Below are 26,691 nucleotides of genomic sequence, written 5' to 3' on the forward strand. Positions count from 1 at the left end.
GACCGGGCGACACTCTCGCGCAATTGATATAAGGAATGTCATCACAATGGACGTTTTCAAGACTGCTCCCATGCGTTTTCTGCTGCTCATTACAATTGCCTGGCTAGTCATTTTCTCTCTGACCCGAACGGTTCTGCTGCTCACTCATCTGGATGAGGCCGGTAGTGGTTTTCTTTTGGTTTTTGGTATTGGCCTGCTCTACGACCTGGGTTTCATTGCCTACGCGGCACTGCCCATGGGCCTTTACGTGCTGCTCTGCCCGCCGGCCTTGTGGCGTCGCCGAGGCCATCGCTGGTTTCTTCAGGGGCTGCTGACCGTCAGTCTGTTCGCCATGTTATTTACCTCGGTGGCCGAATGGCTGTTCTGGGATGAATTCGGTGTTCGTTTCAACTTCATCGCCGTCGACTACCTGGTGTATTCCGATGAGGTACTGAATAACCTGTTGGAGTCTTACCCGATCGGGACACTGCTGAGTATGCTCGCAGTGCTGGCTGTGGCCTTGAGCTTTGCGTTGCGCAAACCTTTCAATGCGGCGCTGGACGCACCGTTGCCGCCACTGCGCGGGCGCCTGTTGAATGCGTTGGGTCTGTTGCTCGTCACCGGCCTGAGTTTGCAACTGCTCAGCCAGGATGCGCCGCGCGCTCAGGGCGGCAATGCCTACCAGAATGAACTGGCGAGCAATGGCCCGTATCAGTTCTTCGCCGCGTTCCGAAACAATGAACTGGATTACCCGCAGTTCTACAGCAGCCTGCCGCCCGCGGTCGTTGCACAGCAGATTCGCGCCGAGTTGAGCGAACCCAATGCCCGCTTTGTTGGCGAAGACCCGCAAGACATCCGTCGGATGATCGACAATCCCGGCACTGCGCGAACACCCAATATCGTGCTGGTGACCATCGAAAGCTTCAGTGCCAAATACATGGGCAGCAACGGCGACGAGCGCAACCTGACACCGAACCTCGATGCCCTGCGCAAGCAAAGCCTGTACTTCAATAATTTCTACGCCACTGGCACTCGCACCGATCGTGGCCTGGAAGCCATTACCCTGGCGATCCCACCAACGCCGGGACGCTCGATCGTCAAGCGCGTGGGCCGTGAAAGCGGGTTTGCCAGCCTCGGCCAACAACTCAGCGCTGTGGGTTACGACAGCGTGTTCGTCTATGGTGGACGCGGTTACTTCGACAACATGAACGCGTTCTTCAGCGGCAACGGTTACCGTGTGGTCGACCAAAGCAGCGTTGATGAAGCAGAGATTCACTTCAAGAACGCCTGGGGCATGGCCGACGAAGATCTCTATAATCAGACGTTGAAACTGGCCGATGCCGATTACGCAAAGCAACAGCCGTTTCTGCTGCAACTGATGACGACTTCCAACCATCGTCCTTACACCTATCCGGACAACCGGATTGACATCAAGTCCGGTAACGGACGCGACGGAGCGGTGAAGTACACCGACTACGCCATTGGCCAGTTCCTCGATCAGGCGCGGAAAAAGCCCTGGTTCGACAATACAATTTTCGTCTTCGTCGCTGACCACACAGCGGGCAGTGCAGGCAAAGAGGACTTGCCGATCAGCAACTATCAGATTCCGCTGTTCATCTATGCACCGAAACTGATCGATGCCCGGGAGACCGCGCAACTGGCCAGCCAGATCGATTTGGCGCCCACCTTACTGGGCTTGCTGAATCTGGATTATCAGTCGACGTTCTTCGGGCGTAACCTGTTGCAAGATAATCCGTTGCCCCCGCGAGTGGTGGTTGGCAATTATCAGCATCTCGGGTTGTTCGACGGCAAAAATCTGGCGATCCTGAGTCCACGCCAGGGGCTGCGTCGACACGATGAGGCATTGACCGAGAGCCGCGAGTCACGGGCCACCGCCAATGATCCACTGATCACCCGAGCGATCACCTATTACCAAACCGCCAGTTATGGCTTCAAGCAACAGCTGCTTGGCTGGAGGGCGCCCAAGGAGGGCACCGACCAAGTCAGCCAACATTAACCGAGTAGCCCTGGGCTGATGCCCCGGGGCTATTTCTATTGCTCAGGATCCGTCATGTCATCAACCGTTGTCCGTCCCATCTCTCGCCCACTCAACTTTTGGGTGTGCCTGGGTGTTCCCGCCGTTGCAGCGATCATTCTGGTGCTGCTCGAACTGACGTCCCTGGACATGGACCTTGCCACACTGCTTTATGACCCGGTCGCGGGCGACTTCATCGGACGGCACAGTTACTTTCTCGAAAACATCCTGCATGACCGCGCCAAGCAAGTGGTCATCGCCTTTTCGGTGTTGGCCATCTTCGGTTTCATCGCCTCCTTTTTCATGGACAGGCTCAAACCGATCAAACGGGAACTGGGCTGCCTGGTGTTGTCTATGGCTCTGGCGACTTCCTTTGTCACGCCAGTCAAAGCGGTGACGGCCGTTCAATGCCCGTGGAGCCTTGAGCAGTTCGGCGGTCACGAAACCTATAGTGAACTGCTCAGCCCTCGCCCGCACACCGATAAACCTGGCCGTTGCTGGCCCGGCGGTCATGCGGCGACCGGTTTCACACTGTTTGCGCTGTTCTTTGCCCTGCGTGACCGTCGTCCGCGTCTGGCACGCAAGGCGTTTGTGTTCGCTTTCGCGTTGGGCACGGTGTTTTCCATCAGTCGAATGATGCAGGGCGCGCACTTCTTTTCGCACAATGTGTGGACGGCGATTTTCTGCTGGCTGATTTGTCTGGGGTCTTACTACTACATCCTTTATCGCCCGGCTTCCAAGGCTGATCGACTGACCCAGGCAGAAACGGTCAGCGCCTGATCCTTGACTTGAATGACGGGCAATAAAAAACCCCGCCTGCTTATCGCAGGCGGGGTTTTTTATAGGGGTAAGCTCGTACAGGGTAAGGCTGGCTTACATCATGCCGCCCATGCCGCCCATACCGCCCATGTCTGGCATGCCGCCGCCAGCTGGTTTGTCGTCCGGAGCATCAGCGATCATGGCTTCGGTGGTCAGCATCAAGCCACCAATGGACGCCGCAGCCTGCAGAGCAGAACGAGTCACTTTGGTAGGGTCGAGGATGCCCATTTCGATCATGTCGCCGTATTCGCCGGTAGCTGCGTTGTAACCGAAGTTACCCGAGCCTTGCTTGACCTTGTCGACGACTACGCTTGGCTCGTCGCCGGAGTTGGCAACGATCTGACGCAGTGGCGATTCGATAGCGCGACGCAGTACAGCAATACCGACGTTCTGATCAGCGTTGTCGCCTTTCAGTTCGCTGATGGCTTGCAGAGCGCGAATCAACGCTACGCCACCGCCAGGTACCACGCCTTCTTCAACGGCTGCACGAGTAGCGTGCAGGGCGTCTTCAACGCGGGCTTTCTTCTCTTTCATTTCAACTTCGGAACCAGCGCCAACCTTGATCACTGCAACGCCGCCGGACAGCTTGGCCAGACGCTCTTGCAGTTTTTCACGGTCGTAGTCGGACGAAGTGTCAGCCACTTGCTGACGGATCTGCAGAACGCGAGCCTGGATATCAGCTTCAACGCCGGCGCCGTCGATGACGGTGGTGTTTTCTTTGGTTACGGCTACGCGCTTGGCATTACCCAGGTGTTCCAGGGTAGCGCTTTCCAGGCTCAGACCGATCTCTTCGGAGATAACGGTACCGCCGGTCAGGACAGCGATGTCCTGCAGCATGGCCTTGCGACGGTCACCAAAGCCTGGAGCCTTGACGGCAACCACTTTGACGATACCGCGCATGTTGTTCACAACCAGAGTCGCCAGGGCTTCGCCTTCAACGTCTTCGCTCACGATCAACAGTGGACGACCTGCTTTGGCAACAGCTTCCAGTACTGGCAGCAGTTCACGGATGTTCGAGATTTTCTTGTCGACCAGCAGGATCAGCGGACCGTCGAGCTCGGCAGTCATGGTCTCTGGCTTGTTGACGAAGTATGGGGACAGGTAACCACGGTCGAACTGCATGCCTTCAACAACCGACAGTTCGTTTTCCAGGCCCGAGCCTTCTTCAACGGTGATCACGCCTTCTTTACCGACTTTTTCCATGGCTTCGGCAATGATGTCGCCGATGGAGTTGTCGGAGTTGGCCGAGATGGTGCCGACCTGAGCGATTGCCTTGGTGTCAGCGCAAGGCTTGGACAGGGCTTTCAGCTCTTTGACGATGGCGATGGTCGCTTTGTCGATACCGCGCTTCAGGTCCATCGGGTTCATGCCGGCAGCGACGGCTTTCAGGCCTTCGTTGACGATCGATTGAGCCAGAACGGTAGCGGTGGTGGTGCCGTCGCCTGCGTCATCGTTGGCACGGGAGGCAACGTCTTTGACCAGCTGCGCGCCCATGTTTTCGAAGCGATCTTTCAGCTCGATTTCTTTGGCTACGGACACGCCGTCCTTGGTGATGGTCGGAGCGCCGAAGCTCTTCTCGATGATCACGTTACGGCCTTTAGGGCCCAGGGTCGCTTTTACTGCGTCAGCCAGGACGTTGACACCGGCGAGCATTTTCTTGCGGGCGGAATCGCCGAATTTAACTTCTTTAGCAGCCATGATCGATATTCCTTAAATACTTTGTAGTAGCGGGAAAATGAGCGGGGAATCAGCCTTCGATAACAGCGAGGATTTCGTTCTCGCTCATTACCAGCAGGTCTTCGCCGTCGACTTTCACGGTGTTGCTGCCGGAGTAAGGGCCGAACACAACCTTGTCACCCACTTTCACGGCCAGTGCACGCACTTCACCGTTGTCCAGCACGCGGCCGGTACCGACGGCGAGGATCTCGCCGCTGTTGGCTTTTTCAGCAGCCGAACCTGGCAGGACGATACCGCCAGCGGTTTTCTTTTCTTCTTCGCTGCGACGGATGACGACGCGGTCATGCAGAGGACGAAGCTTCATTGTCGATCTCTCCTAATTGTGGTTTTCATCGGCCGGTGTATTCCCGGCGGGTTTAACAAATCCGGCGGTGCCGGGTGCGGCTCGACAAGCGAGACGCGGAAGTCTGTCTGGCGCAATCGCCAGAAACCTTGCGGTGACCGTTACATAAGGGCGCATAAGCTTATTACAAGGGTGGGGATCGAAATTTTTTACGTCCATGCCCCGAAAACGAACACGGCACCCGAAGGTGCCGTGCAGATGAAACGATTTACTTGGAATCGCGATGTTCGAACTCGCCTTCGATCACGTTGGGCTCACGGCCCAGCGGCTCACGCGGCGCAGGACCGCCACGCGGCTGAAGGTCATCGGCGAACGCACGCTGACGGATCGCCTGCTCTTCGGCACGCTGGCGCATTTTATTGGCCAACAGTCGACGAGAGATCGGCAGCAACATGATCAGACCCAGCACGTCGGTGACGAAGCCCGGCAGGATCAACAGACCACCCGCCAGCGCCAGCATCAGACCTTCAAGCATGGTCTGGGCCGGCAGCTCGCCGCGGTTCAGGCTTTCACGAGCACGCAGCGCAGTGGCCAGACCGGCGATACGCAGCACGAACACGCCGAGCATCGAGCCGAGAATGACCAGCAGCAGGGCCGGGAAAAACCCGATCGCCCCGCTGACCTTGACGAATACGAACAGCTCCAACACCGGGAACAGTACAAAGAGCAATAAAAAAGGGCGCATCAAATGGTTCCTCAACGCAAGAATGCCTTGCCAGTGTTCCCTAGATGACGTCGCCGATTCGTGAATTCAAGCGTCGGCCACTTCATTTTTCGGCCAATGCTCGGCGTGAGCCAGCAAAACCAAGGCTTCGCGCACTTGTGTCGGCGTATTACACGAGGCTTGAAACGGCAGCCAGTAGAGTCCCTGACCAATGCGCAGGTGCATGCCTTCAGTGTCGATACCCGCCAATTGTGCCGGCTCGGTTTTCGGCAGGCTTGCCAACTCGACGTAGTGGGCGATGGCTTTGGCGTGATCGGCATTCATGTGCTCGACCATGCTCGCTTCTACCTTTCCGGCGAATGGGTTGGCCAGGGTCAACTGATCGACCCAGTGAATCGCGCCGAAGCCACCGATGTAACGGTGGCGTACCGGTTTGAGCACCCAGAAATCGAAATCGTGGGCCTTGTGGTAGCTCTGCGAATCCGGGAAATAGCGGTAGTAACGATCAGCCGCCGCTTCGATGGCTGCCTCGTCCTCGAGCTTTTCTGCTTCGGCGAGGTAGGTCAGGCGACCAACGGCTTGCACGTCTTCGGCCCCGCGCTCGCCCACAAACAGTGAGCATTTTGGATCTTTCTGCAGGTTATGCGTGTGCTGGGCGATACGGCTGATAAGGATCAGCGGCCGGCCCTGTTCATCCAGACAGTACGGAACCACGGAGCCAAACGGGAAACCGGGCATCGCCTTAGAGTGCGTCGAGAGCACTCCACGGTATTCCTTGAGAAGCAATTCTCGGGCATTCTTGGCCGCTTCAACGCTCAATTTATGACTCCTTATATAGAATCCGTCGATAACACGGACAGGTGCCTGGGGATAGTCCCAGTTCGCCATCGGGGCAGTTCTCATGTGCAGCCAGGCCCATCAGGTGCAGATTGAGAGGCTATCGTAAGGAAACCACTCCTCTGTTCTGCTATTGGGGCATGCGAATGAAACTCACTGACAAAGTAATCATTATCACTGGCGGTTGCCAGGGTTTAGGCCGTTCCATGGCTGAGTATTTCGCAGCTAAGGGCGCGAAACTGGCGCTGGTGGACCTGAACCAGGAAAAACTCGACGACACTGTCGCCGCCTGCAAGGCAAAAGGTGTCGATGCTCGCGCTTATTTGTGCAATGTCGCCAACGAAGAGCAAGTGACCCACATGGTTGCCCAGGTTGCCGAAGACTTCGGCGCGATCCATGGCCTGATCAACAACGCAGGGATTCTGCGCGACGGCCTGCTCATCAAGGTCAAGGACGGCGAGATGACCAAGATGAGCCTGGCCCAGTGGCAGTCGGTCATCGACGTCAATCTGACCGGCGTATTCCTGTGCACCCGTGAAGTCGCGGCCAAAATGGTCGAGCTGAACAACAGTGGCACGATCATTAATATCTCGTCGATCTCCCGCGCTGGCAACGTCGGTCAGACCAACTACTCCGCCGCCAAGGCGGGTGTCGCTGCAGTGACCGTGACCTGGGCCAAGGAACTGGCACGCTACGGTATTCGTGTGGCGGCCATTGCACCGGGCTTTATCGAAACCGAGATGACGCTAAGCATGAAGCCTGAGGCGCTGGAGAAGATAACGTCCGCGATTCCGCTCAAGCGCATGGGCAAGACTGAAGAGATCGCCCATTCGGCGGCCTACATTTTCGAGAACGACTACTACACCGGTCGGATTCTGGAATTGGATGGCGGGTTGCGGATCTAAAGCCACACCACGGCCCTTGTAGGAGCCAGGCTTGCCGGCGAAAGCGGCCTTGAAGACGCCTTCGCCGGCAAGCCTGGCTCCTACAAAAGCGGTTTAATCGTCGCTGACTGTGATATTCGGCATCGCCGGTGTCGCCGCTTCCTGCAACACGATCCGCGCGCCGACATGGCGGGCCAGTTCCTGGTAAACCATCGCAATGGGGCTGTCCGGCTCGGCGATCACCGTTGGCTTGCCGCCATCGGCCTGCTCGCGAATGGCCATCGCCAGCGGCAAGGAAGCCAGCAGCTCGACGCCGTACTGGTTGGCCAGTTTCACACCACCGCCCTCACCGAAAAGATGCTCGGCATGCCCGCAATTGGAGCAGATGTGCACGGCCATGTTTTCCACCACGCCCAGCACCGGGATGTTGACCTTGCGGAACATTTCCACGCCTTTGCGTGCGTCCAGCAGCGCCAAGTCCTGCGGCGTGGTAACGATCACCGCGCCGGCCACCGGGACTTTCTGCGCCAGGGTCAACTGGATGTCGCCGGTGCCTGGTGGCATGTCGATAACCAGGTAATCGAGGTCGCCCCAGGCGGTTTGAGTGACGAGTTGCAATAAGGCACCGGAAACCATCGGCCCGCGCCAAACCATTGGCGTGTTGTCGTCGGTCAGGAACGCCATGGACATGACTTCGACACCGTGGGACTCGATCGGAACAAACCACTTCTGATCCTTGACCTTGGGTCGGGTGCCTTCGGGGATGCCGAACATGATGCCCTGGCTCGGTCCGTAAATGTCCGCGTCGAGGATCCCGACCTTGGCGCCTTCACGGGCCAGGGCCAGGGCCAGGTTGGCGGCGGTGGTTGATTTGCCCACACCGCCCTTGCCGGACGCCACGGCCACCACGTTCTTGACGTTGGCCAGCCCCGGGATCTGCGCTTGAGCCTTGTGCGCGGCAATGACACTGGTGATCTCGACGCGGGCGATGGTCACGCCGTCCAGCCCTTCAATGGCCATTTGCAGCAACTGCGCCCAGCCACTCTTGAACAGACCTGCGGCGTAACCCAGCTCCAGCTGGACGCTGACGCGATCACCCTGAATGTCGATGCCGCGCACGCACCCGGCGCTGACCGGGTCCTGGTTCAGGTAGGGGTCGGTGTATTGGCGAAGGACGGCTTCCACCGCTGCGCGATTGACGACGCTCATGGGCAACTCCGATAGCAAGACTGGAAAATCAGGCGGGTATCCTACGCCGGACACTCATTTGTGGCGAACAGAATACTGTGGCTGAAGCGCTGTCTGTGGCGAGGGGATTTATCCCCGTTGGGTGGCGAAGCCGCCCCGAAAATCGACTACATCGGAGTATCAGGCACATTGTGTGCGATGGTTTACGACTGCTGCGCAGCCGAACGGGGATAAATCCCCTCGCCACAGAATTTCCTCACCACAAGATCCTCTCGCCACGAAAAGCTCTTTTGCAACAATAAGCCTTCAGGTCACGGGGTGAAAAATATGCGCCGGCGCTTTATAGTGGCCGACCTCCGTTTCATCAAGTAGCCGAGCCCCATGTCCGAGCCACGCAAGATCCTCGTCACCAGCGCCCTGCCCTATGCCAATGGTTCGATCCATCTTGGCCACATGCTGGAATATATCCAGACCGATATGTGGGTGCGCTTTCAGAAGCACCGCGGCAATCAATGCATTTATGTCTGCGCCGACGACGCCCACGGTTCGGCCATCATGCTGCGCGCGGAAAAGGAAGGCATCACCCCGGAACAACTGATCGCCAACGTCCAGGCTGAACACAGCGCCGACTTTGCCGAGTTCCTGGTGGACTTCGATAACTTCCACTCCACTCACGCCGAAGAAAACCGTGAGCTGTCGAGCCAGATCTACCTCAAGCTGCGCGATGCCGGGCACATTGCCACGCGTTCGATCACTCAGTACTTCGACCCGGAAAAGAAAATGTTTCTGGCCGACCGCTTCATTAAGGGCACTTGCCCGAAATGCGGCACCGAAGACCAGTACGGCGACAACTGCGAAAAATGCGGCGCGACCTACGCGCCGACTGACCTGAAGGATCCGAAGTCGGCGATCTCTGGCGCCACTCCGGTGCTCAAGGATTCCCAGCACTTCTTCTTCAAGCTGCCGGACTTCCAGGAAATGCTGCAAGCCTGGACCCGCAGCGGCACCCTGCAAGAGGCCGTGGCGAACAAAATCGCCGAATGGCTGGACGCCGGCCTGCAACAGTGGGACATCTCCCGCGATGCGCCGTACTTCGGCTTCGAAATCCCCGACGAGCCGGGTAAATACTTCTACGTCTGGCTGGACGCGCCGATCGGCTACATGGCCAGCTTCAAGAACCTCTGCGACCGCACGCCTGCACTTGATTTCGACGCGTTCTGGGGCAAGGATTCCACCGCCGAGCTGTACCATTTCATCGGCAAGGACATCGTCAACTTCCACGCCCTGTTCTGGCCAGCCATGCTCGAAGGCGCCGGTTTCCGTAAACCGACCGGCATCAACGTGCACGGCTACCTGACCGTCAACGGTCAGAAAATGTCCAAATCCCGCGGCACCTTCATCAAGGCCCGGACCTATCTGGACCACCTGTCGCCGGAGTACCTGCGCTACTACTACGCAGCCAAGCTGAGCCGCGGCGTCGACGACCTCGACCTGAACCTCGAAGACTTCGTGCAGAAGGTCAACTCCGACCTGGTCGGTAAAGTCGTCAACATCGCCAGCCGTTGCGCCGGTTTCATCCATAAAGGCAACGCCGGTGTGCTGGTGGCGGGTAATGCCGCGCCGGAACTGACCGAAGCGTTCCTCGCCGCAGCGCCGAGCATCTGCGACGCCTACGAGGCTCGCGACTTCGCCCGTGCCATGCGCGAGATCATGGGCCTGGCGGATCGTGCCAACGCCTGGATCGCCGACAAGGCGCCGTGGTCGCTGAATAAACAAGAAGGCAAGCAGGACGAAGTCCAGGCCATCTGCGCCTTGGGCGTGAACCTGTTCCGCCAGCTGGTGATCTTCCTCAAGCCGGTGTTGCCGTTGTTGGCCGCCGACGCCGAGGCGTTCCTGAACGTCGCGCCGCTGACCTGGGACGACCACGCCACCTTGCTCAGTAACCATCAGCTGAACGAGTTCAAACCGTTGATGACCCGTATCGACCCGGTGAAAGTCCAAGCCATGAGCGACGCCTCGAAAGAAGACCTGACCGCCAGCCAGACCGACACCGGTGAAACTGCGCCTGTCGGCAATGGCGAACTGGCCAAGGATCCGCTGTCGCCAGAGATCGAGTTCGATGCCTTTGCCGCTGTCGACCTGCGCGTCGCCCTGATCCTCAAGGCCGAACACGTGGAAGGTGCTGACAAACTGCTGCGCCTGACCCTGGACATCGGTGACGAGCAACGCAACGTGTTCTCCGGAATCAAGAGCGCTTATCCAGATCCGTCCAAGCTCAATGGTCGTCTGACCATGATGATCGCCAACCTCAAGCCACGGAAAATGAAGTTCGGCATCTCCGAAGGCATGGTGATGGCGGCCGGCCCTGGCGGTGAAGAAATCTACCTGCTCAGCCCTGACAGCGGCGCCAAGCCAGGTCAGCGCATCAAGTAAGGTTGTGCAGCAAATCGATCCCACAGTCGTGCCTGGCGCGACTGTGGGATTTTTCATGTCTGGCCCACCCTCCGTCCTTGCCGGATAATGCCTAAGCTTTTTAAACCGCTCTGTTAAAAAGCCCCGTTCTTGTCGGCACGATCATGACCGAAATTGTTCTTACGTTTATCAGTGCAGCCCTGATCAACAACCTCGTGTTGCACTGGCCGCTGGGCGTCGATCCGCTGTTGGGCAACGAGCATCGGCAGGTCCACGCGCTGGGCCTTGCGACGGCTTGCTTGATGCTGATCGTCGGCACGCTGGGCTACTTGGCCTACCGTTGGCTGCTGATCCCGCTGGAGCTGACATCGCTGCGCCTTTTCGTATTCCTGCCTTTAAGCGTTTTGCTGATTGGCCCGCTGCTTAAAGTGCTTTCTCGGTCACTTCCAAAGCTTGCGTTCGATGGCCTCTGGCCCTTGCTGCTGGGCAATGCTGGCGTACTCGGCCTGACGCTGCTCAACGCTCAAGACGACAAAGGACTCTTCCACGCCATGACCCTGAGCCTGGGTGCCGGGCTGGGTTTCTGGCTGGTACTGAGCCTGTTCAGCGACTTGCGCCAACGCACACTCGATAATGATATCCCCCTGCCCTTTCGTGGCCTGCCGATCGAGTTGATCGGCGCCGGGCTGATTGCAGTGGCTTTTCTCGGATTCAGTGGACTGATCAAAACATGAGTCTGATTCAACGCATCGACGCCCTCTTGCCGCAGACCCAATGTGGCAAGTGCGGCCATCCTGGATGCAAACCGTACGCCGAAGGCATTGCCAGCGGCGAGCCGATCAACAAATGCCCGCCGGGCGGCAGCGAAACCATCGCGGCCCTGGCCGAGCTGTTGAAAGTGCCGGTGCTGGAACTGGACGTCAGTCGCGGCTCGGCACCGGCGCAGATCGCTTATATCCGCGAAGCCGAATGCATCGGCTGCACCAAGTGCATCCAGGCCTGCCCGGTGGATGCCATTGTCGGTGCGGCGAAATTGATGCACACGGTGATCGTCGATGAATGCACCGGTTGCGACCTGTGCGTGGCGCCCTGCCCGGTGGATTGCATCGAGATGCGGCCGTTGCCGCTGGCCACGGTGCTACCGATTGTCGGCGGCCTGGCGCTTAGCGTTGAGGAACAACGCGCCCGGACGGCCAAGCGCAATCACGCGCGGCGCCGATTCGAACAACGCAACGCTCGCCTGCGTCGTGAAGAAGAACAGAAAATCGCCGAACGTCAGGCCCGAGCCCAGCGCGCCGTCCAGCACAGTGAGGTGGCGACGCTCGACCCGGTTCAGGCCGCTCTTGAGCGAGTCCGCGCACAGAAGGCAGCCAATGCGGATACGGCGTTGAAAAAGGCCAAGATCGATCTGGCAATGAGTCGGGCGCAACTGAACAAGTCTCTCAAGGCGTTCGGGCACCCGCCGACCTTCGAACAGCAGTCGCAACTGATCGTCCTGCAACAACAGTTCGAGGCTGCCGAACAGGCGTTGGCGAAGCTGGAAAGCGCTGCACCGCCAGCCCCGGCGCCCGTCGTTCCGGCGAAAAATGCGCAGTTGAATCGGGCAAAGATCCAGTTGGCCATGCGCCGCACCGAACTAAAGAAAGCCCAAGCCAGCGAAGCGCCGGCTGAGCAGATCGAAGCACTGGACCTCGCGGTCAATGAAGCCGAGCGTCAGGTGGATGCCTATGTCGCCCCTTGAATCGGTCGACGAGCGCCTTCAGCAGGCCATGAAGCTGGTATTGCTGGCCACCGTGCCGGGGATGCTGGCGTTGTTCTGGCTGTATGGCTGGGGAGTGTTGATCAACCTGATTCTGACGGGTGTTACCGCACTGGCCGTTGAAGCGGCCGTATTGCAGCTGCGCAAGCGACCGCTCAAGCCGACCTTGACCGACGGCAGCGCACTGGTCAGCGCAACGCTGTTGGCACTGGCCTTGCCGCCCTATTGCCCGTGGTGGCTGTCGGTCTGTGCCGCGGTGTTCGCGATGGTGTTCGGCAAACACCTGTATGGCGGCGTAGGAAAGAACCCATTCAACCCGGCAATGCTTGGCTTCGCCCTCGTGATGGTGAGCTTTCCCCAACAGATGACCCACTGGCCGTCATCCCATGGACTGGACCTGCTCGGCGGCTTACAGCAGGTGTTTGGGCTCAGCCTCAGCCAGACGCCGGATGCCTGGGTCCAAGCGACGGCGCTGGACAGCCTGCGGATCAACAAAAGCCTGACCATGGACGAACTGTTTGCCGCTAACCCGGCGTTCGGTCACTTCGGCGGCCGAGGCATGGAGTGGGTCAACCTGGCCTTTCTGGCGGGCGGCGCGTTTCTGCTGCAACGACGGGTGTTCAGCTGGCATGCGCCGGTTGGCATGCTCGCCAGCCTGTTCGTCATCAGTCTGCTGTGCTGGAACGGCTCAGGCTCCGACTCCCATGGCTCGCCGCTGTTTCATCTGCTCACGGGCGCGAGCATGCTGGGTGCATTCTTCATCGTCACGGAACCGGTGTCTGGCGCAAAAAGCCCTGGCGCGCGACTGCTTTTCGGCGTGGGCGTCGGGCTGCTGACGTACCTGATTCGTACCTGGGGTGGTTATCCGGACGGCGTAGCCTTTGCCGTGCTGTTGATGAACCTCTGTGTGCCGGCGCTGGAGCGGTTTGTCGCCTCCAGACAGGAACGGGGTGCGCCATGAGCCGAGCATCGAGCGCTGTGGTCCTGGTTTTACTGGCAGGACTAGGGATTGGTGTGACGTACCTGGTCCAGCACATCAGCGCGCCGCGCATTGCGGCCGAACAGCGCCTGATCGACAGCCGTAACCTGCTGGATCTGCTTCCCGTCGAGCACTATGACAATCAGCCGCTGGAACAGCCGCTCGCCCTCGAAAACACTGAATTGGCCAACAGCACGCTGCTGGGTGGCTATCTGGCGACCAAGACTGGCCAACCCAGCGCCGTGTTGCTGCGCAGCCAGACCTTAGGCTATGAGGGCGCCATCGAATTGCTGATCGCCATCGACGCAAACGGCAAGTTGCTTGGCGTCAAAACGCTCAAGCAATCAGAAACCCCGGGGCTGGGTGGCAAGATTGCCGACTGGCCTAATGCCTGGTTTCAGGTGTTTGTCGGTAAATCTCGAACCGAACCCGCCGATGCTGGCTGGGCCTTGAAAAAGGATCAGGGGCAATTCGATCAATTGGCGGGGGCGACCATTACTTCAAGAGCAGTGATCAACGCCATCCATGACGCGTTGCGCTACTTCGATGAACGCCGGCAACAGTTGATCGGGAGTCGCCCACATGAATAAGTCATCGTCTCTGCAGAACTCGCTGATGCTCGCACCGCTGATCGGCGCCACGGACTCACTGGTGTCCGCTTTGGGCTTGTGGCTGATGTTCATCGTAGTGATCAATGCCTTTGGTGTGTGCATGGGCGCCTTGCGATCCCGACTTCTCCCGGTGACACACCTGCTTGCCGGCGTCCTGCTGGCGGCCACGCTGACCAGCTGCGCGGAACTCGCCGCGCAACTCTGGTCGCTGCAATGGCACCAACATGTGGGGCTGTATGCAGGATTGATCGCCTTGCAATGCGTCGTGCTGGAAAACACCGATTTTTTCCAGAGCGCCCGGCGTGATCGCCTGCGCCTGTGTGGCTTGTTCGGCGCGTTGATGGCAGGCCTTGGCTTGCTGCGCGAACTCATCGGCAACGGGACACTCGGCAGCCATCTGCCATGGCTGGCTGGCACTGCGCAAGCGGACTGGCAAGGTTGGGTACTGACCGCCGACGGTGGCTTGCGCCTGGCCACCCTGGCCCCAGGCGGATTCATTCTGCTGGGACTGCTGATCGCCGCACGTCAGGCCTGGACCCGCTCGACACCCTCACACTGACCGCCTTCGAGGAAATGCACTGCCCATGAATGCCGCAAAACGTCTGGAAATTTTCCGTCGATTTCACGAAGACAACCCGGAACCGAAGACTGAACTGGCTTATTCCTCGCCGTTCGAATTGCTGATCTCTGTGATTCTCTCGGCCCAGTCGACCGATGTCGGCGTGAATAAGGCCACTGCCAAACTCTATCCGGTGGCCAATACGCCGGCTGCGATTTATGCCTTGGGTGGCGAGGGACTGTCGGAATACATCAAGACTATCGGCCTGTTCAACAGCAAAGCGAAAAACGTGATCGAGACCTGTCGCTTGCTGGTGGAACGTCATGGAGGCGAAGTGCCGCAAACCCGTGAAGAGCTGGAAGCGCTACCTGGCGTCGGCCGCAAGACCGCCAACGTGGTGCTCAATACCGCATTCCGTCAGCTGACCATGGCGGTTGACACGCATATATTCCGGGTCAGCAATCGTACCGGCATCGCTCCAGGCAAAGATGTGGTCGAGGTTGAGAAAAAACTGATGAAATTCGTGCCGAAGGAATATCTGCTCGACTCCCATCACTGGCTGATCCTCCACGGACGCTACGTTTGCCTGGCCCGCAAGCCTCGCTGTGGCAGTTGCCGGATCGAAGACTTGTGCGAATACAAGCAAAAGACTTCGGACGATTGAGGCGCTATTAGGTTTTTTGATTTATCGATTGAAAAAATCTTTTTTACCCGCCGGGAGATTATCGCTATAAGGAGCGCCAAAGGCAGTCTTAGCCTGGAGTAACACTATGAGCACTGGCAAAGAGCAATTGGACGTAGAAGACGACTTCACCCCCGTTGAGGCTGATGACGCTGAGCCGGTGGTTGAAGTGGCGAAGACCAACCTGAGCAAACGCCGTACCATCGACAATCTGTTGGAGGAGCGCCGACTGCAAAAGCAATTGGCCGATTACGATTTTGATCCATGACACCTAAAAGCCTCCCGAAACGGAGGCTTTTTACTAAGTGCCGAGCCCTGATGCCCCCGCTCATTGCGCCTCGTCAAACGCTGAGGCAGTCACACCAAACCATTGCGTTGAGCCAATTCGATCAGGTCGACCAGAGAGCGAGCATTGAGTTTCAACAACAGGCGGGTCTTGTAAGTACTGACAGTCTTATTGCTGAGGAACATTCCATCGGCAATCTCCTTGTTGGTCTTGCCTCGGGCCAACTGTTGCAAGACCATCATTTCCCGTCCTGACAGACGATCCACCATATCGGCCTCACTGGCGTTCCCTAAACTGGAACGTACGGTATGCAAGGCTTGATTCGGAAAGTAACTGTAGCCTGACAATACTGCCTTTATTGCACTGAGTAATTCGGTGAGATCCTGTTGTTTGCAGACATACCCGGCGGCACCCGATTGCATACAACGCATGGAAAAATGCCCAGGTGCCTGGGAAGTCAATATCAGTACTTTCATGGGCATTGCAGTCGATGTTAAACGCGCGATGACTTCCAACCCATCAAGTTTCGGTATTCCAATATCCAGGATGACAATATCCGGCATATGCTCACGGGCAAGTTGCAACGCGTCCACGCCGTTATCTGTCTCTGCAATGACTTCGTAGCCATGACGCTCCATCAGCATTCGTACCGCAAGACGAATGACGGGGTGATCATCCACGATCAGCACTTTATTCATGGGCAAGTCCAATTTTCGCTGTTCGAATTTTTAGAGCCCGCACAATAGCCTAGTCGTTTCATCCATAGCATGCCGCCCCCCTCGGCCACCTGCACCGAGAGACATTCCCTACAGACATTAGAGATTTGTCTTACAACATATCCAAAAACACCGGAGGTTAAAAACGTTATCGACCTGAAGGTATTTATATTTTCCGCAGTTTTATTGTTTCGATTTACAACCAAAAAACCAAATTACAGGGTCCATTGAAAGCGATCCGACGAACTCCGACTATTGAGCTACGCTTAAGAGTAACTGATATTTACCACTGGAAAACCCATACCACAAACACTGAGTTTCAAGTATTAATAAAAAATCACACCAGGCAACAATTCAAAAATAGACTCAACCCAGCACCACCTAAAACATCAAGAATAGATATATCCGTTCCACACTCAATACCGTTACTATCACACCATTGAAACCCAAACTTTAAAGGAGCACTACACAAACAAAAATACCAATCACTTAGCTATTAAAATCAAAACCAAAAACTTTTAACAAATCAAGAAGAGACAACACTTCCATGAGCAGAAAACATGAACCAACCAAAGAAAAAAATCGTCAACCCCATGACAGTTATTGCCATATTTGCCGCTATTTCTGAAACATCGGCCGCCGTCTCATTGCCCTTTCTCGACAACAAGGAGCGGGAGCTCTATGTCTGGTTCCTGATCAGTTTTCCCTTTTATTTGCTTTTTCTTTTCTTCGCCACACTTAACTTCAACTACCGGTCGCTGTACGCGCCCTCCGATTTTGGGAAAGGAAAGCATTTTATAAAAGTGATGGACAACGCTGATCGCGGTCAGCGGCCCGATAACCTGAAGGACCCTCCCGCCCGGATCGGAATTCAGACAAGCCTCTCGGCTCTACAGCACGTGTGCCTGATCGAGCCACTAAAAAGCCTGCACATCGTCGATGCGCGGTGGCTAAACAAAAAAATGGAATTCGGCGCCTGGATTGAAAAAAATCTGCACCCACAGGGAAGCCCTGCGCAAGTGATCGTGTTTCTCACCTGTACCGATTCGGAGGTATTGCTGAAGGAAAGCGCCATCAAGCATTCAAAACAGACAAAGAGCCGCAACGGCCCAACGCTCTGCATTGCTTACAATTTGAATTCACGTGGCCTGACGATTCTTGATCACGCTTTTTACCTGACACGCAGCAGGTAACGCTTGAAGAGCATTCAGAGAGAGGAAACAGAAGGGAGGTATTACAGAAACAAAAAGAACGCTGGTAAAACGATGTCCGGCAGGAATCCCTATTCAGATGTGTGGCCTTGTCACCGACAAGGCCACAACTCTCATTACCGTCGTTTCACTACCGTCGTTCCACTACGGTCGTTCCGCTACGGCTTCAAAAGTCTCAGAAAAGCTTCCGGCCTTTGTTCGCCGCAATACGCATGCGCAAGGCGTTGAGCTTGATGAAGCCCGCCGCGTCGGCCTGGTTGTAAGCGCCGCCGTCTTCTTCGAAGGTCGCGATGTTGGCGTCGAACAACGATTCGTCGGACTTGCGACCGGTGACGATCACATTGCCCTTGTACAGCTTCAGGCGAACAACGCCGCTCACGTGGGCCTGGGACGCGTCGATCATCTGTTGCAGCATCAGACGCTCAGGGCTCCACCAGTAACCGGTGTAGATCAGGCTGGCGTATTTCGGCATCAGCTCGTCTTTGAGGTGAGCCACTTCGCGGTCCAGGGTGATCGATTCGATCGCACGGTGAGCGCGCAGCATGATGGTGCCGCCAGGGGTTTCGTAGCAGCCACGGGACTTCATGCCCACGTAACGGTTCTCGACGATGTCGAGACGGCCAATACCGTGTTCGCCACCGATACGGTTCAGGGTCGCCAGCACAGTAGCCGGGGTCATTTCGACGCCGTCCAGTGCGACGATGTCGCCGTTACGGTAGGTCAGCTCGAGGTACTGCGCTTTGTCGGGAGCTTTCTCCGGAGAGACGGTCCAACGCCACATGTCTTCTTCGTGCTCGGTCCAGGTGTCTTCCAGCACGCCGCCTTCATAGGAGATGTGCAGCAAGTTGGCATCCATCGAGTACGGGGATTTCTTCTTGCCGTGACGCTCGATCGGGATGTTGTGCTTTTCAGCGTAATCCATCAGCTTTTCACGGGAGAGCAGGTCCCATTCGCGCCACGGAGCAATCACTTTCACCCCTGGCTTCAAGGCGTAGGCGCCCAGTTCGAACCGAACCTGGTCGTTGCCCTTGCCGGTGGCGCCGTGGGAAATGGCGTCTGCGCCGGTTTCGTTGGCGATTTCGATCAGGCGCTTGGCGATCAACGGACGAGCGATGGAAGTACCCAGCAGGTACTCGCCTTCGTAAACGGTGTTGGCGCGGAACATCGGGAAAACGAAATCGCGCACGAATTCTTCGCGCAAGTCGTCGATGTAGATCTCTTTCACGCCCATGGCCTGTGCCTTGGCGCGTGCAGGTTCGACCTCTTCGCCCTGACCCAGGTCAGCGGTGAAGGTCACGACTTCACAGTTATAAGTATCCTGCAGCCACTTGAGGATCACCGAAGTGTCCAGGCCGCCGGAATACGCCAGAACGACCTTGTTTACGTCCGCCATGCCATCACTCCACGGGGTTCTACGGAAAGCCGTCAAGTCTACCGGTCATGCAGGATAATTTACAGAGGCGCGACAGCTTATGACGACGAAGCGACAGATTATGTCGAGTGGGCGACGAATACAGCGGGTTCAGGAGGTCGACGCGGCGCTTGCCGATGCAGTGGACTGAGGGGCTGGCTTTTCGGTGGGCGCAACCCGCGCCAGGTGGACATTGACCCGACGGTTCTTCGCCCGGTTGGCGGTGTTGGTATTGGGCGCCAACGGATAACGCTCGCCGTGGAAGCGCAGGGTGATTTGCGATTCCTGAATACCGTTGGCCTTGAAGAAGTCCATGACAGCCAGAGCCCGGCGGCGCGACAGGTCACGGTTGGTCAGGCGGTTGCCGCTGTTGTCGGAGTGGCCATCGAGTTCGATGTGGTTGACCGTCGGATCTGCCTTCATGAAATCCAGCATCACCTGCAACTGAGCCTTGGCCCGCGCGTCAAGATCGATGCCTTCGCCGGGGAAGCCAATCTCGGACTGTTTGACCTGCTCGAAATTCTTCGGCAGCAGTTTTGCCACGCAGCCCTGATAGTCGTTGAAAGCCTTGCTGAACTTGACCGGCAACAGACGCACTTCCGACATCCGGCCATCGCCAGAGTAATGTCGAACAACCGTACTGCGGCCATCCATCAGGCCACTGATCAAACGCCCGGCCTGAACTTGCGAACTATTGAACAGCACATCGCCACTGCCGATTCGCACAGAACCGAGGTTAATGTCGCCACGCCCCGGCTGCCAGGGTGCAGCCGCCGCCAGCAAGGTGGCCGACCCGCCGCCGATCATCGCGTTGTAGGCCGTCAGACGAAACGTCGCTTGCTCGCCGGCGCGGCGCACGAACTCGCCGGAACCAAAATCGGTGATCGGCTGAGTCAGGCGGCACTCGAACTTGTCTCCTTCGACCGTCCACTCGATGCTCTCCAGGCGGGTCTGGAAAGTGAGCGCCATCGCAGGAAGGCTGGCAAATACGCTGAGCAAGGCTAAATAACGCTGGCGCACGGGAGGCTCCACTGGCTTCTACAACAAAAAGACCGACACACACATGTTTACGGCATACCTGTTGGATATCGGAAGCTTCCTGCAAAACTTGATAGCGAGTGCCTGACAGAGTCTTTTCCGGTAGCATTCCCCTCAGTTTGACCCGCCTGGAATCCCCTCATGTCCGACCGCCTGACCCTGCTGCGTCCCGACGACTGGCATATTCATCTTCGCGATGGTGCTGTGTTGACCAATACAGTCGCGGATGTCGCGCGCACCTTTGGTCGCGCTATCATCATGCCCAACCTGGTACCTCCGGTGCGTAACACCGCTGAAGCCGACGGCTATCGCCAGCGGATTCTCGCTGCACGCCCGGCCGGCAGTCGCTTCGAACCGTTGATGGTGCTGTACCTGACCGACCTTACACAGCCCGAAGAAATCCGCGAGGCCAAGGCCTGCGGATTCATTCACGCCGCCAAGTTGTACCCGGCCGGCGCGACCACCAACTCAGACTCCGGTGTCACCAGCATCGACAAGATTTTCCCTGCACTCGAGGCCATGGCCGAAGTCGGGATGCCCTTGCTGGTTCACGGTGAAGTCACCCGTGGCGATGTCGACGTTTTCGATCGCGAAAAAATCTTCATCGATGAGCACATGCGTCGAGTGGTCGAGCGTTTCCCGACGCTCAAAGTGGTGTTCGAACACATCACCACCGCTGACGCCGTGCAGTTCGTCAACGCAGCTTCGGCCAATGTTGGCGCGACCATCACCGCGCATCATCTGCTGTACAACCGCAACCACATGCTGGTGGGCGGGATTCGGCCGCACTTCTATTGCCTGCCGATCCTCAAGCGCAACACCCATCAGGAAGCCCTGCTCGACGCCGCCACCAGCGGCAGCGGCAAGTTCTTCCTCGGTACCGACTCGGCGCCCCATGCCCAGCACGCCAAGGAAGCCGCTTGCGGCTGTGCCGGTTGCTACACCGCTTATGCAGCGATTGAGATGTATGCCGAAGCCTTCGAACAACGCAACGCGCTGGACAAGCTCGAAGCCTTTGCCAGCGTGAACGGCCCGCGTTTCTACGGCCTGCCGGTGAACACCGATCGCATCACCCTGGTCCGCGATGAGTGGACCGCCCCAACCAGCCTGCCATTTGGCGAGCTGACCGTAATCCCGCTGCGCGCCGGTGAAAAACTGCGCTGGCGCCTGCTGGAGGAACACGCGTGAGTGAAGACCATTTCGACGACGAACAGGAAGGTCAAGGCGGTGGAGGTGGTTCGCGCAACCCGATGGCTGAACGCTTCCGTGGATACCTGCCAGTCGTTGTCGACGTTGAAACCGGTGGTTTCAACTCTGCCACTGACGCGTTGCTGGAAATTGCCGCCACCACCATCGGCATGGACGAAAAAGGGTTTGTGTACCCTGACCACACCTACTTCTTTCGCGTAGAGCCTTTTGAAGGCGCGAACATCGAAGCGGCTGCCCTGGAATTCACCGGGATCAAACTCGATCACCCGCTGCGCATGGCAGTGAGTGAAGAAGCAGCGCTGACCGATATCTTCCGCGGCATCCGCAAGGCGCTTAAAGCCAATGGTTGCAAACGGGCGATTCTGGTCGGACACAACAGCAGCTTCGATCTGGGTTTCCTCAACGCCGCCGTCGCGCGCCTGGACATGAAACGTAACCCGTTCCATCCGTTCTCGAGCTTCGATACTGCAACCCTGGCCGGTCTGGCTTACGGCCAAACCGTACTGGCAAAGGCCTGCCAGGCAGCCGATATCGACTTCGACGGACGTGAGGCCCACTCGGCTCGCTACGACACCGAGAAGACGGCCGAGCTGTTCTGCGGCATCGTCAATCGCTGGAAACAAATGGGCGGCTGGGAAGACTACAACGACTGATCGTCGTCGGGATTATTCCATCCATAAAAAAACCGGCCTCAACGGCCGGTTTTTTTTATGCCTCAAACGTGCCTTACAGCGCAGCAGCGTTCTCGGTCAGGTAAGCCGCGACGCCTTCGGTCGAAGCAGTCATGCCTTTGTCGCCTTTTTTCCAGTTGGCAGGGCAAACTTCGCCGTGCTCTTCGTGGAATTGCAGAGCGTCGACCAGACGGATCAGCTCTTCAATGTTACGACCCAGCGGCAGATCGTTGATGATCTGCGAGCGGACAACGCCTTTGTCGTCGATCAGGAATGCGCCACGGAAAGCCACGCCGCCTTCGGACTCAACGTCGTAGGCCTTGGCGATTTCGTGCTTCAGGTCGGCAGCCATGGTGTAGCGAACTTCACCGATACCACCATTGTTGACCGGGGTGTTGCGCCAAGCGTTGTGGGTGAAGTGCGAGTCGATCGAAACAGCGATCACTTCAACGTTGCGAGCCTTGAAGTCGGACATGCGGTTGTCCAGAGCGATCAGCTCGGACGGGCAAACGAAGGTGAAGTCCAGTGGGTAGAAGAACACCAGGCCGTATTTGCCTTTGATGGCCGACGACAGGGTGAAGCTGTCTACGATTTCGCCATTACCGAGTACGGCCGGTACGGTGAAGTCAGGGGCTTGTTTGCCTACGAGTACGCTCATTGGATATCTCCTGGTGTAATAACGTGAAGAACTGGGCTCGCATCAGCCTGCCACCTTCAGGCGACAGCCCTGTGACACGAACCCGCTTCGCAAGGACCGGCCATCATACACTGCGTTTTTGACCTGTCCTTAACGGTTTTTTTGCCAAGGGAAATGCGGTCGATAGGTTTTCCTGTGTGATCGACGCTGGGGGGAAACCGTTCGTCAGCCCCGACAAAAGCTTTCAGAAACCACTTTGACAATCATTCTCGTTAACATTAAGATCCATCGCAATTGAGTCACAACCAGCGACGGTTTTCACTTATGTATGTCTGCCTCTGCACTGGCGTCACCGACGGTCAAATCCGCGATGCAATCTATGAAGGTTGCTGCAGCTATAAAGAAGTCCGTCAGGCCACCGGCGTAGCCAGCCAATGCGGCAAATGTGCCTGCCTTGCCAAGGATGTGGTCCGCGAAACCCTGACCAAATTGCAATCGGCTCAATCCGCGATTCCCTATCCCGTAGAATTTACTGCCGCGTAAATACCCTAATTCAAAAAACCGGACTTGATGTCCGGTTTTTTTATGCCTGAAAATCAAGCGCTTACGCTCTAGACGCGGAACACAAACATTCTTATTCCGATTAATTTTCATTTAAGTTTCAATAACTTAGGTTTGACACTCTTAATTACGCGGCTCAGACTCTGCCTTATAGACAGCTAATACAGGGCAGGACCCCATCATGAAAGGCGACATTACAGTCATCCAGCATCTCAACAAGATCCTTGCCAATGAGCTGGTCGCGATCAATCAATACTTCCTGCATGCACGCATGTACGAAGATTGGGGTTTGAACAAGCTTGGCAAGCACGAGTACCACGAATCCATCGATGAGATGAAGCACGCGGACAAGCTGATCAAGCGCATCCTGTTCCTTGAAGGCCTGCCGAATGTCCAGGACCTGGGCAAACTGCAGATCGGCGAACACACCCAGGAAATGCTTGAGTGCGACCTGCGTATCGAACGCACCGGTCACGCTGATCTCAAAGTAGCCATCGCTCACTGCGAAACCGTTGGCGACTTCGGCAGCCGTGAACTGCTTGAAGATATTCTTGAATCCGAAGAAGAACATATCGACTGGCTGGAAACTCAACTGGGCCTCATCGATAAAGTCGGTCTTGAGAACTATCTGCAATCGCAGATGGGCGAAGAGTAAGTTAGCGCCCGCTAAACTCGAGACAATAAAAAGCCCCGCACTCTTTTAAAGAGGCGGGGCTTTTTTGTGCCTTCGTTCTTGTTGGAGCGAAGCTTGCTCGTGAAAGCGGTCTTTCAGGTAAGACGCCTTCGCGGGCAAGCCTCGCTCCTACAAAAAGCGGATCAGGCTTCAGTCTTGTTGGCAGCAGCAGCTTCGACAGCAGCCTTGATGGTGGTTTGCAGCGAACCGTCTGCAGCCATCTCGGTCATGATGTCGCTACCGCCGACCAGCTCACCACCGACCCACAGCTGCGGGAAGGTTGGCCAGTTGGCGTACTTTGGCAGGTTGGCGCGGATTTCCGGGTTCTGCAGGATGTCCACGTAAGCAAACTTTTCGCCACACGCCATCACGGCCTGCGCGGCTTTCGCGGAGAAGCCACACTGCGGGGCATTCGGCGAGCCTTTCATGTAAAGCAGAATGGTGTTGTTAGCAATCTGCTCTTTAATCGTTTCGATGATATCCATGGAGCACCTCGGCTGAACTTTCCGACTCAGTGGTCGGCACGGTGGCGCATTGTAACGGAAACACGAGCCCCCTGCTCGGTCTCCCCGACAGACTTGATCAAGCCGCCGCCACGGTCACTGGCACACCGTTCAGCGCTGCATTGCCCGACAACTCATCGAGTTGACACTCGTCGGTCAAGTCATTGGCGCTGGAACCCGGTTGACCACTGGCAATTGTCATCTGCACACCCGGCCGTGCATGGCCCCAACCGTGGGGAAGGCTGACCACGCCTTTCATCATATCCAGACTGCCGAGCACTTCAACTTCGATCACACCGACTCGCGAACTGACCCGCACTCGCTGCCTGTCCTTGAGCCCACGACTGGCCAGGTCATCCGGGTGCATCAGCAATTGATGGCGCGGCTTGCCCTTCACCAGGCGGTGGTAGTTGTGCATCCACGAATTGTTGCTGCGCACATGACGGCGGCCAATCATCAGCAACTCATCGGCGGCCGGTGCTTGCAACGCCGCAAAGCGGGCGAGGTCAGCCAGGATCACGGCAGGCGCGGCCTGGACTCGCAGATTAGCCGTTTTCAGACGTGGAGCCAGATTGGGTTTCAATGCCCCAAGATCGACACCATGAGGGTGATCAAACAACGTCGCCAGCGATAGCTTGTGTTTCGAAGCGTCGCCATACAGCCCCATCCGCAGGCCCTGATCGATCATCTGCGCCGGAGCGACGGTTGGTTTCAATGCTTTGCCAGTCTTCGCAGCAAAGGCCTTGGCCAGCCCCACGAAGATCTCCCAGTCATGCAACGCTCCTTCGGGCTTGGCCAGGATCGCGCGGTTGAACCGACTGACGTTACGCACCGCAAACATATTAAAAGTCGTGTCGTAATGATCGTTTTCCAGGGCCGACGTGGACGGCAGAATCAGGTCGGCATAACGCGTGGTTTCATTGATGTACAGGTCGATGCTGACCATGAACTCCAAACCGTCCAGTGCCTGTTCCAGTTGCCGGCCATTGGGCGTCGAGAGCACCGGGTTACCCGCCACGGTAATCAGCGCGCGGACCTGCCCTTCCCCTTCGGTGAGCATCTCTTCGGCCAGTGCCGACACCGGCAATTCTCCAGCATATTCAGGACGCCCGGAAACCCGGCTCTGCCACAGATTGAAATGCCCGCCTGAAGTGGACGCCACCAGATCCACCGCCGGCTCGGTGCACAGCGCGCCACCCACCCGGTCAAGGTTCCCGGTGACCAGATTGATCAACTGCACGACCCAATGGCACAGCGTACCGAACGCCTGAGTCGAGACACCCATGCGGCCGTAACAGACCGCCGTCGGCGCCGCTGCAAAGTCCCGCGCCAGTTGGCGGATCTGTTCGGCAGGCACTGCGCAAAGTGGGCTCATGGCCTCGGCGGTGAAACTGGCGACCGCCTCCCGCACCTCATCCAGACCCTCCACCGGCAAATGACTGGCGCGGGTCAGGTCTTCAGCAAACAAGGTGTTGAGCAGCCCGAACAACAACGCGGCATCGCCACCCGGGCGCACGAACAGATGCTGGTCGGCAATCGCTGCCGTTTCGCTGCGACGCGGATCAACCACCACCACTTTGCCGCCGCGCGCCTGAATGGCCTTCAAGCGCTTCTCCACATCCGGCACGGTCATGATGCTGCCATTGGAGGCCAGTGGATTGCCGCCGAGGATCAGCATGAAATCGGTGTGATCGATGTCCGGGATCGGCAACAGCAAACCATGGCCGTACATCAAATGGCTGGTCAGGTGATGGGGCAGTTGGTCAACCGAGGTCGCAGAAAACCGGTTGCGGGTTTTCAACAGACCGAGAAAGTAATTGCTGTGGGTCATCAGCCCATAGTTGTGCACGCTGGGGTTGCCTTGATAGACCGCCACCGCGTTCTGCCCGTGACGCTCCTGAATCGCTGCCAGCCGTTCGGCGACAAGGCTGAAGGCCTCTTCCCACTCGATGGGTTGCCATTCGCTGCCGACCCGCAGCATCGGCTGACGCAAACGATCCGGATCGTTCTGAATATCTTGCAGGGCAACAGCCTTGGGACAAATGTGTCCGCGGCTGAAGGTATCTTGAGAATCACCCTTGATCGAAGTGATCTGCACCGCGCCTTCGACCTCGGTGGTTTCGAGGGTCAGGCCGCAGATGGCTTCACACAAGTGGCACGCACGGTGATGGAGAGTCTTGGTCATGGCCAGTCTCTGTATTTGTTCTGGGCGGGCAATATCGGCCGCGGGAACAAAACTATGGCGCCTGACCCACTGCTGCGCCAGCGACGTTCGTCTTGTGAATCG

27 protein-coding genes are annotated in these 26,691 nt (G+C 57.4%); 16 read left to right on the forward strand and 11 right to left on the reverse strand.

The window, feature by feature from the left end:
- Positions 1-46: 46 nt before the first annotated feature.
- Together ACYZT0_RS19865 and ACYZT0_RS19870 are read left to right on the forward strand one after the other, a co-directional pair.
- Positions 47-1,996 carry an LTA synthase family protein gene (locus tag ACYZT0_RS19865; protein ID WP_462042646.1) on the forward strand — a complete coding sequence of 650 codons (1,950 nt, stop codon included), beginning with the start codon at positions 47-49 and terminating at the stop codon, positions 1,994-1,996.
- Between the two features lie 54 nt (positions 1,997-2,050).
- Positions 2,051-2,794 carry a phosphatase PAP2 family protein gene (locus tag ACYZT0_RS19870; protein WP_462042647.1) on the forward strand — a complete coding sequence of 248 codons (744 nt, stop codon included), beginning with the start codon at positions 2,051-2,053 and terminating at the stop codon, positions 2,792-2,794.
- 93 nt (positions 2,795-2,887) lie between these two features.
- Here the strand turns inward: ACYZT0_RS19870 and groL are convergent, their stop codons facing one another.
- The 4 genes from groL to ACYZT0_RS19890 form a co-directional block, all read right to left on the reverse strand.
- A complete protein-coding gene (groL, locus tag ACYZT0_RS19875) occupies positions 2,888-4,531 on the reverse strand; it encodes a chaperonin GroEL (RefSeq protein ID WP_129438004.1) in 1,644 nt (547 codons plus the stop codon).
- 49 nt (positions 4,532-4,580) lie between these two features.
- Positions 4,581-4,874, reverse strand: coding sequence for a co-chaperone GroES (locus ACYZT0_RS19880; protein ID WP_047532658.1), 294 nt, complete (start codon positions 4,872-4,874; stop codon positions 4,581-4,583).
- Positions 4,875-5,121: 247 nt separating this feature from the next.
- Complete coding sequence (locus ACYZT0_RS19885; RefSeq protein WP_201120480.1) at positions 5,122-5,598, reverse strand: FxsA family protein; 477 nt, start codon at positions 5,596-5,598, stop codon at positions 5,122-5,124.
- A 66-nt stretch (positions 5,599-5,664) separates the two neighbouring features.
- Positions 5,665-6,396: a HugZ family pyridoxamine 5'-phosphate oxidase gene (locus ACYZT0_RS19890; protein ID WP_462042648.1), complete on the reverse strand. Its 732-nt coding sequence runs from the start codon at positions 6,394-6,396 to the stop codon at positions 5,665-5,667.
- Between the two features lie 164 nt (positions 6,397-6,560).
- Here ACYZT0_RS19890 and ACYZT0_RS19895 point away from each other — a divergent pair, with 164 nt between their 5' ends.
- Complete coding sequence (locus ACYZT0_RS19895; protein ID WP_462042649.1) at positions 6,561-7,319, forward strand: SDR family oxidoreductase; 759 nt, start codon at positions 6,561-6,563, stop codon at positions 7,317-7,319.
- 93 nt (positions 7,320-7,412) lie between these two features.
- On the opposite strand, the gene apbC is transcribed toward ACYZT0_RS19895, so the two are convergent.
- A complete protein-coding gene (gene apbC / locus ACYZT0_RS19900; RefSeq protein ID WP_462042650.1) occupies positions 7,413-8,507 on the reverse strand; it encodes an iron-sulfur cluster carrier protein ApbC in 1,095 nt (364 codons plus the stop codon).
- Positions 8,508-8,867: 360 nt separating this feature from the next.
- Here apbC and metG point away from each other — a divergent pair, with 360 nt between their 5' ends.
- The 8 genes from metG to ACYZT0_RS19940 all read left to right on the forward strand — a co-directional run bounded on the left by metG (position 8,868) and on the right by ACYZT0_RS19940 (position 15,756).
- Positions 8,868-10,919 carry a methionine--tRNA ligase gene (gene metG, locus ACYZT0_RS19905; protein ID WP_462042651.1) on the forward strand — a complete coding sequence of 684 codons (2,052 nt, stop codon included), beginning with the start codon at positions 8,868-8,870 and terminating at the stop codon, positions 10,917-10,919.
- Positions 10,920-11,062: 143 nt separating this feature from the next.
- On the forward strand, positions 11,063-11,632 hold the full coding sequence (locus ACYZT0_RS19910; protein ID WP_462042652.1) for an electron transport complex protein RnfA: 570 nt from the start codon (positions 11,063-11,065) through the stop codon (positions 11,630-11,632).
- A complete protein-coding gene (rsxB, locus tag ACYZT0_RS19915; RefSeq protein ID WP_462042653.1) occupies positions 11,629-12,639 on the forward strand; it encodes an electron transport complex subunit RsxB in 1,011 nt (336 codons plus the stop codon). Before ACYZT0_RS19910 ends, rsxB begins: the two co-directional genes overlap by 4 nt.
- Entirely contained in the window at positions 12,626-13,618 is a 993-nt protein-coding gene (locus ACYZT0_RS19920) for an RnfABCDGE type electron transport complex subunit D (RefSeq protein WP_462042654.1), read from the forward strand. Before rsxB ends, ACYZT0_RS19920 begins: the two co-directional genes overlap by 14 nt.
- Complete coding sequence (locus tag ACYZT0_RS19925; protein WP_462042655.1) at positions 13,615-14,226, forward strand: RnfABCDGE type electron transport complex subunit G; 612 nt, start codon at positions 13,615-13,617, stop codon at positions 14,224-14,226. Before ACYZT0_RS19920 ends, ACYZT0_RS19925 begins: the two co-directional genes overlap by 4 nt.
- Entirely contained in the window at positions 14,219-14,806 is a 588-nt protein-coding gene (locus ACYZT0_RS19930; protein ID WP_462042656.1) for an Rnf-Nqr domain containing protein, read from the forward strand. Before ACYZT0_RS19925 ends, ACYZT0_RS19930 begins: the two co-directional genes overlap by 8 nt.
- Before the next feature lie 25 nt (positions 14,807-14,831).
- Positions 14,832-15,470 (forward strand): endonuclease III, encoded by a 639-nt coding sequence (gene nth, locus ACYZT0_RS19935; RefSeq protein ID WP_462042657.1) that lies wholly within the window; start codon positions 14,832-14,834, stop codon positions 15,468-15,470.
- A gap of 106 nt (positions 15,471-15,576) precedes the next feature.
- A complete protein-coding gene (locus tag ACYZT0_RS19940) occupies positions 15,577-15,756 on the forward strand; it encodes a PA3496 family putative envelope integrity protein (protein WP_449646064.1) in 180 nt (59 codons plus the stop codon).
- 89 nt (positions 15,757-15,845) lie between these two features.
- Here the strand turns inward: ACYZT0_RS19940 and ACYZT0_RS19945 are convergent, their stop codons facing one another.
- Entirely contained in the window at positions 15,846-16,472 is a 627-nt protein-coding gene (locus ACYZT0_RS19945; protein ID WP_008155570.1) for a response regulator transcription factor, read from the reverse strand.
- Positions 16,473-17,050: 578 nt separating this feature from the next.
- Between ACYZT0_RS19945 and ACYZT0_RS19950 the strand changes: the two genes are divergently transcribed.
- Positions 17,051-17,683 carry a hypothetical protein gene (locus tag ACYZT0_RS19950; protein ID WP_462042658.1) on the forward strand — a complete coding sequence of 211 codons (633 nt, stop codon included), beginning with the start codon at positions 17,051-17,053 and terminating at the stop codon, positions 17,681-17,683.
- Between the two features lie 193 nt (positions 17,684-17,876).
- Here the strand turns inward: ACYZT0_RS19950 and ACYZT0_RS19955 are convergent, their stop codons facing one another.
- Both ACYZT0_RS19955 and ACYZT0_RS19960 read right to left on the reverse strand, forming a co-directional pair.
- Positions 17,877-19,094 (reverse strand): argininosuccinate synthase, encoded by a 1,218-nt coding sequence (locus ACYZT0_RS19955; RefSeq protein WP_462042659.1) that lies wholly within the window; start codon positions 19,092-19,094, stop codon positions 17,877-17,879.
- A 129-nt stretch (positions 19,095-19,223) separates the two neighbouring features.
- A complete protein-coding gene (locus ACYZT0_RS19960; protein ID WP_462042660.1) occupies positions 19,224-20,132 on the reverse strand; it encodes a flagellar protein MotY in 909 nt (302 codons plus the stop codon).
- Positions 20,133-20,291: 159 nt separating this feature from the next.
- Here ACYZT0_RS19960 and pyrC point away from each other — a divergent pair, with 159 nt between their 5' ends.
- On the forward strand, positions 20,292-21,338 hold the full coding sequence (gene pyrC / locus ACYZT0_RS19965) for a dihydroorotase (RefSeq protein WP_462042661.1): 1,047 nt from the start codon (positions 20,292-20,294) through the stop codon (positions 21,336-21,338).
- Positions 21,335-22,012: a ribonuclease T gene (gene rnt, locus ACYZT0_RS19970; RefSeq protein WP_462042662.1), complete on the forward strand. Its 678-nt coding sequence runs from the start codon at positions 21,335-21,337 to the stop codon at positions 22,010-22,012. The genes pyrC and rnt overlap by 4 nt, the downstream gene beginning before the upstream one ends.
- Before the next feature lie 73 nt (positions 22,013-22,085).
- Here the strand turns inward: rnt and ACYZT0_RS19975 are convergent, their stop codons facing one another.
- Positions 22,086-22,688, reverse strand: a complete 603-nt coding sequence (locus ACYZT0_RS19975; RefSeq protein WP_064679479.1) for a peroxiredoxin — start codon at positions 22,686-22,688, stop codon at positions 22,086-22,088.
- Positions 22,689-22,991: 303 nt separating this feature from the next.
- Between ACYZT0_RS19975 and ACYZT0_RS19980 the strand changes: the two genes are divergently transcribed.
- Complete coding sequence (locus ACYZT0_RS19980; RefSeq protein WP_462042663.1) at positions 22,992-23,210, forward strand: bacterioferritin-associated ferredoxin; 219 nt, start codon at positions 22,992-22,994, stop codon at positions 23,208-23,210.
- A gap of 199 nt (positions 23,211-23,409) precedes the next feature.
- Positions 23,410-23,883, forward strand: a complete 474-nt coding sequence (gene bfr, locus ACYZT0_RS19985) for a bacterioferritin (RefSeq protein ID WP_017340571.1) — start codon at positions 23,410-23,412, stop codon at positions 23,881-23,883.
- 161 nt (positions 23,884-24,044) lie between these two features.
- Here the strand turns inward: bfr and grxD are convergent, their stop codons facing one another.
- Both grxD and ACYZT0_RS19995 read right to left on the reverse strand, forming a co-directional pair.
- Positions 24,045-24,386, reverse strand: coding sequence for a Grx4 family monothiol glutaredoxin (grxD, locus tag ACYZT0_RS19990; RefSeq protein ID WP_007943565.1), 342 nt, complete (start codon positions 24,384-24,386; stop codon positions 24,045-24,047).
- Positions 24,387-24,483: 97 nt separating this feature from the next.
- Positions 24,484-26,589 carry a molybdopterin oxidoreductase family protein gene (locus ACYZT0_RS19995; RefSeq protein WP_462042664.1) on the reverse strand — a complete coding sequence of 702 codons (2,106 nt, stop codon included), beginning with the start codon at positions 26,587-26,589 and terminating at the stop codon, positions 24,484-24,486.
- Positions 26,590-26,691: the final 102 nt, after the last annotated feature.

The organism is Pseudomonas sp. ZS1P83 (assembly GCF_054897825.1).